The following is a 5992-nucleotide window of genomic DNA, read 5'->3' on the forward strand; positions in this document are numbered from 1 at the left end:
GGAACGCCCATGACGGTCGCACAACACGTAGTCGGCTCGGGTGCCATCAGCCAGCATCACTTCATAGCGAACTGCCGTGCTGTCTTGGGGGTTCCAGCCTTGGGCGGCCAGCAGAGCGTCGATCTTGACGCGGGCGTGGGCTTCGTTCTTCATGCGGGCCACAAGCGTGCAAAGTCAAATGACAGTTGCTTGTGGTGCCGTATGGACAGCAGGTGGACCATGGGCTCGGCTACCGAATACAGAATCAGGTAGTCGCCATGCAGATAGACACGCAAGCTATCCGCTGTGCCGGCAGGCAGCTGAGCGAACTGGGCCAGCGCCTCGGTTGACTGCGGGGGGTGCTCCAGGTAGCGCTTGCCGATACGAGGAAAGCGCGCCAGGTTGGGGATGACGATAGAGCGCAGCCCTGCCAGCAAGTCGTCATAGGCGAATGCGGCATCGGCTTGCGTCAGAAAAACTTCAATAGATGCGAGCCTTGCCAAGAAGCTGGCAGTCAGCTCGATCCGGTCGGTTTCGTCAGCCACGCTTTTGGGTCACAGCGGTGGCCGGGGCCGCACTGGCCGCGCGGCGTTCTTGCAGACGGGCAATCGCGGCATTGGCGTCTTGGGTACGGCCGGCTTTGATGTCCTCCAGCCCGCGCCGGGCGTCGTCGATCAGCAGCAAATGAATGCGCTCGCGCTCAAGCCGGTGGTAGTAGTCGAGCCGGCCTGCATCGATCAAAGCGACATAGCTTTCGCCGTTTTTGGTGATGATTTTCTCGGCGCCGGCCTTCACTTGGTCGGCCAATTCGGAAAGATTGGCGCGTGCCTGGGTTAGAGGCACCACATCGCTGGCAGAAAAACTCATGGTCGGCTCCTGGCGAAATGACAGAACTCTGTGCAGTTTAACGGAAACGAGCTGCCTGCTCACCCCCGCAACAACGCGGCCAGCGCCTGCGCATCCAGCACCGTCGCCTCTTCCTGCCCCTCCAGAATGCCGTCGGCCAGGCCGCGTTTGTCGCGGTGCAGGTCGATGATGCGCTCCTCGACCGAGCCGGCCGTCACCAGTCGGTAGACCGTCACCGGGCGCTTCTGGCCCATCCGGTGCGCGCGTCCTGTCGCCTGGTCTTCGGCGGCCGGGTTCCACCAGGGGTCGACGATCAACACATAGTCGGCCATGGTCAGGTTGAGGCCAAAACCACCGGCCTTCAGGCTGATCAGAAACACCTCGCCCTCACCGCGCTGGAAGGCGGCCACGCGTTTGGTGCGCTCTTGGGCGGGCGTGCTGCCGTCCAGGTACTGGTACTTGACGCCCATGCTGTCGAGGCGCTCGGCCAGGATCTTCAGAAAGTCGGTGAACTGGCTGAACACCAAGGCCTTGTGCGAACCGTCGACCAGCTCGCGCACGATGCGTTCGAACTCACCTAACTTCGAACCTACCAGCCCCAGCTCGGGTGCCACCAGGCGCGGGTCGCAAGCGGCGCGGCGCAGCCGCATCAGCTCGGCCAAGACTTGCATCGGCGCAGCCTGGCCGTTTTTGGCGGCGTTGGCCACCGCATCCTGGGCCGAACGGCGCAGCGCTTCGAGAAAGCTCTTTTCCTCGCTGCTGGGCTGCACCAGATGGACGATCTCGGTGCGCGCCGGCAGGTCTTGCAGCACTTGCGACTTGGTCCGGCGCAGCAAGAACGGCGAGACCAGCCGGCGCAGGCGCTGGCGGGCCGGCGCGTCCTGATGCTTCTCGATCGGTGTGGCGAAGCGCTCGGCGAACTGCGCCGCGCTGCCCAGCAAACCGGGGTTGATCAGATTCATGATGGACCACAAATCGGCCAGCCGGTTTTCCACCGGCGTGCCCGACAGCGCCAAGCGGAAATCGGCCTTGAACTCGGCCACCGATTTCGCCCGCTTGGTGGCAGCGTTCTTCAAGGCCTGCGCTTCGTCCATCACCAGCGTGGCCCATTGCTTGTCGGCGAACAGTTCGGCGTCGATCTGTGCCAAGGCATAACTGACTACCAGCACGTCACCGGGGCCGGCCGCTGCGATCAGGCCGGCGCGGTCGGCATCTTCACCGTAGATGGTGGCACGCAGGCCCGGCGCAAAAGTCGCCGTTTCCTCCAACCAGTTGCCGCAGACCGAGGTCGGCGCCAGCACCAGCGCAGGGCCCAGCTCGGCGCGGTCTATCAGCAGCGCCAGCGTCTGCACCGTCTTGCCCAAGCCCATATCGTCGGCCAGGCAAGCGCCGAGGCCGGCCTGCGCCAAGCGCGTCATCCAGACATAACCGTCCATCTGGTAGCCACGCAGCTCGGCCCGCAGCCCGGCCGGCAACGTCGGCTGCAGCGCGGCCGCGCCGGCCAAGGCGTCCATGCGCACATGCCAGGACTTGTCGCCATCAACCGCCATATCGACCAAGGTCTCGTCCAACCAGGACGCCACCGCATGTGGCAGTTGCAATTGATCTTTCTTGAGCTGGCCGAGCGCGTCGAGGTCGCGCAGTTGCTGGCGCAACTGTTCGCTCAGCGCCAGGTACTCGCCCTCGCCCAGGCGCACAAAGCGGCTGCGCGAGGCGCGCGCCAGCGTCAGCAACTCTTGCAGACCGATCACACGTCCCTCGTCCAAAGCCGCCTCGCCATTCAGCGCCAGCCAGTCGCGGCCGCTGCTGACCTGCACCGTCAGGCTCTGGCTGGCCACCGGCGTCACGCGCAGCGGTTTGCCCTTGGGCCAGTCGAGTGCGGCGATGCCGGGCAGGCCCGGCAAGACCTCAACCGCGCGCAGCGCTTCCTCCGCATCGGCCAGCATCCAGGGCGATTCCGCGCCCAACTCGGGGTCGAGAAAGGGCAAGGCGTCGAGCACCGTCAACCTGAACGCATGTTCGGCCGCCAAGTCGCGCTCGGTCGCCAGGCTGACGCCCTCGTGCATGCACATCAGGCGCGGGCGGCCCTGGCCCGGCGTGACGGCGGGGCCGAAGCTGCCGAAGGGCTGGGCCACCAATTGCAGCTGCAGGCCGTCGCCGAGCGGGAACAGGCGGGCGTGCAGGCGGCTGTCGCCGGCCACCATCTGGCCGGCCTCGGCATCGCTGTGCAGTTGGAACAGGCCGCTCAGCACCTGCAGCGCCGCACCTAACTCGGCGGTTGCACTGACCGGCACCGCCCAGCCCTGCGCCACCAGCTCGGCCACACGCTTCTGCGCGCTGCTGACGCGGATCAGGCGGGCGCGTTGCGGGCCGTCACGCAGGATGCGCAGCGAGTCGCGCCGCGCGGCTTCCGCCTCATGATTGCTGCCGAAATAACCAAACAAGCGCGGCGGCTCGATGCCGACCAGCGCCGGGTGGATGCGGAATTCGAATTGCTGCTCGCCCGTCTCTTGGCCCTGTTCGTCCTTGCGCGGGCGCTTCAGCACCTCCAGCTCCGGCTGCGCCTCGACCAGCTCGACCCATTGGCCGGGTGCGTCGGCGAACATCAGCGCCGGGTGGCCAATCAAGGCCACCGCCGCCTGCGGGCCGTCGATCTGATAACTGTTGACCCCGCCATAGGGGCTGCGCTCGATATGGCGCAGCACGGCGTTGTCGCGCGCATCGGCGGCGCCGGTCTTCTTCAGCTTGGTCAGGGTGATGGGCTTGAGCTTGGCGATGCCGCGCGCGCTAACGCTGCGCTCCAGCGGCTCCACGTCTTGCACCCGGCCCTGCGCGTCAAGCGTCAGCTGCCAGGCCAGCTCGGTGCTGCTGCCGGCCGGCTTGACCGCGGCTTTTTCCTCGCCCAGCGAGGTGATGGCGGCGAGCGCGTCGCGCCAGGCCTCGCGTGGCGCGCTCAAAAAGCTGGCGGGCGCTTTTTGCCCCTGCAAATTGAGCGTCAGTGGTCCAAGCTCCAAGCGCTCGGCGGCCGCCGCCACCCAGGCCGCCAGCCAGAGCTGACCACTGCCTTGCAGGCGCTGCAACATCGCCTGCACCGCCGGCGCCAGCCAGCCCTCGGCCGCGCTGCCGACCCAGGCGGCCAACAGCAGACGCTCAGCGGCCGGCCCCAGGGTGTGCTCGCGCGACTCCATCGCCGTCAAATAGCTCAGGCTGTTGTCATCCAGGCTGCCTTCGCCCAGGCGGCTGCCGATCACATGCGCCCAGCGCCCCCAGCCCTCATAGGGAGAGGGGCTGCGCGAGCCCGATTCGCCGATGCAGAACTTGCGCGCCGCGGTCCAGGCCTTGGGGTCATCCTGCGCCAGCAAACACATCACATAGATGCGCGCCATAGCGGGGTCGAGCGCGTCGCGGCGCGCGCCGGTGGACTTGCGGATCTCCTTGATGGCAGCCTCGAAGGCGGCGGCAGCTGGCGCCCACTCGCCGCGCGCGGCCAGTTCGGCACCCTCAAACATCGGCATGCTGGGGCCTTTCAAGCCGCTCAGCAACTCACGCGTGCCGGCGAAGTCCAGCGCCTGCACACGCGCCTCGGCCAGTTGCGCCCGCAGCGCCGGCGCCACCGACATTGGCTCGGCCTTGAAGCGGCCCTCCAACCATTGCGCCATCAGCTTGGCACGCGGGTCGGCCGGCGTCAGCAAGCCCATCGCCTGGCCCAATAGACTGGCGCGCAAATCTGCCTCGATGGCGCCCAAGGCCTGCGGCATCCAGGGCTGGGTGAGTGCGTCCAGCACCAGCGTCGGGTCGTCCTGCATGGCCATCAGCGGGCCCCTGAGGCTTTTCTCGAAGTCCGCCCGGCCGACGCCGGAGTAGATGTACAGACGCAAGAGCGCTTGCATCTCGGCGCGGCTGCGAAAGCTGACCCAGGCGATTTCGCGCTGCACATCGCCAAAACCACCGCCAAACACCCAGGCCAGCCAACGCCAGTACTGCGGCGCTTGTTTGTCGAGCAACAGGCTTTGCAGGCGCTCGCTGTGCTCAAGCGGGTCAACCACCAGCCCGCGCCCCGGCAGCGCCTCGGCCAGACCGCGGCGCTGCAGCGACTGCAGGCACAGTGCTGTTTGGGTCAACTCAAACGGCAGGCCGCGCGCCCGGTCGACCGCGCCGCTGGCCTGCAGCCAATGCTGCACGCCCGGCGCGCCGCGTGTGCCGCCGCTCAGCAGCAGTGCGTCGAACACCCGCTGCTCGTCGTCGGCATGCAGTGGCGGCGCCTGCCCCGGCCTGGACTTTGCGCTGGCGAGTTCGGCCTTGACTTGGCGTGCCTTGGCCAGCAAGGCCTCGCGGTTCTGGATTGACAGGCCGGCAAGATCGGAGGGCGGGGTTTTCTTGGTGGTCATGGTGCGCAGGAGGTTGAAGCGCGCAGTATGCCTACAGGTGCTGGCTGGGCGGCGTTGTTTGCCCTGTGAAGCAAATCACACAGCCCTGCGTTCGTCGAGGCGGCGCATCAAAAGTCCGCCCAAAGCCGGCAATGCTCACTTGCGCTGGCGGCTCAGCGCCGTACATTGCAGCTTGGCGCTGCCGCCCGTTTTTTATCTTCCCCGCAGCGCAAATCAATTTTCGATCCAGCCCATGAAAATACGCGTACTTGGCTGTTCCGGCGCGATTGCCGCCGGCTACAAGACCACCGCCTTCTTGCTTGACGACGACATCTTGATCGACGCCGGCACCGGCGTTGGCGATCTGCCCTTGGAGGCGCTGGCGCGCATCAACCACGTTCTCATCAGCCACTCGCATCTGGATCACATCTTGTCGATTCCGCTGCTGGCCGATGCGGTCTTGCGCCTGCGCGAAGCGGCCGGCCGGCCGGCGATTCAGATCCATGCGCTGCCCGCGACGCTGCAAGCGCTGCGCCAGCACATCTTCAACGGCGTGATCTGGCCCGACTTCACCCGTTTGCCCAGCCCCGAGCGGCCGGTGCTCAGCCTGCACCCGTTCGAGCTGGGGCAGCGGCTGCGGCTGGTGGGGGCTGACGGCAATGCGCGCGAAATTGAAGTCATCACCGCCGCCCACACGGTGCCGGCGGTGGGTTTCGCGGTCAGTGGGGCTGTGGGCAACTGGGTCTTCACCGGCGACACCGGCCCCAACCCACTGCTGTGGCAGCGGCTGGCCGGCATGA

General features: G+C 66.8%; 4 protein-coding genes. 1 reads left to right on the forward strand and 3 read right to left on the reverse strand.

All coding sequences use genetic code 11. The features are described from left to right. Positions 1-149 precede the first annotated feature (149 nt). The 3 genes from RMO57_RS16765 to RMO57_RS16775 are packed head-to-tail and all read right to left on the reverse strand — an operon-like array spanning position 150 to position 5213. Positions 150-524 (reverse strand): type II toxin-antitoxin system RelE/ParE family toxin, encoded by a 375-nt coding sequence (locus tag RMO57_RS16765; protein ID WP_310388540.1) that lies wholly within the window; start codon positions 522-524, stop codon positions 150-152. Beyond that, positions 517-846, reverse strand: coding sequence for a type II toxin-antitoxin system Phd/YefM family antitoxin (locus RMO57_RS16770; protein WP_310388542.1), 330 nt, complete (start codon positions 844-846; stop codon positions 517-519). Before RMO57_RS16770 ends, RMO57_RS16765 begins: the two co-directional genes overlap by 8 nt. A 59-nt stretch (positions 847-905) precedes the next feature. Further along, positions 906-5213: a DEAD/DEAH box helicase gene (locus tag RMO57_RS16775; RefSeq protein WP_310388544.1), complete on the reverse strand. Its 4308-nt coding sequence runs from the start codon at positions 5211-5213 to the stop codon at positions 906-908. A gap of 232 nt (positions 5214-5445) precedes the next feature. Here RMO57_RS16775 and RMO57_RS16780 point away from each other — a divergent pair. After that, positions 5446-5992, forward strand: a 547-nt coding sequence (locus tag RMO57_RS16780) for a 3',5'-cyclic-nucleotide phosphodiesterase (RefSeq protein WP_310388546.1), incomplete at its 3' end; no start/stop codon positions are given.

Origin of the sequence: Roseateles sp., assembly GCF_031397715.1 — a bacterium.
Classification (GTDB): Bacteria; Pseudomonadota; Gammaproteobacteria; order Burkholderiales; family Burkholderiaceae_C; genus Paucibacter_A.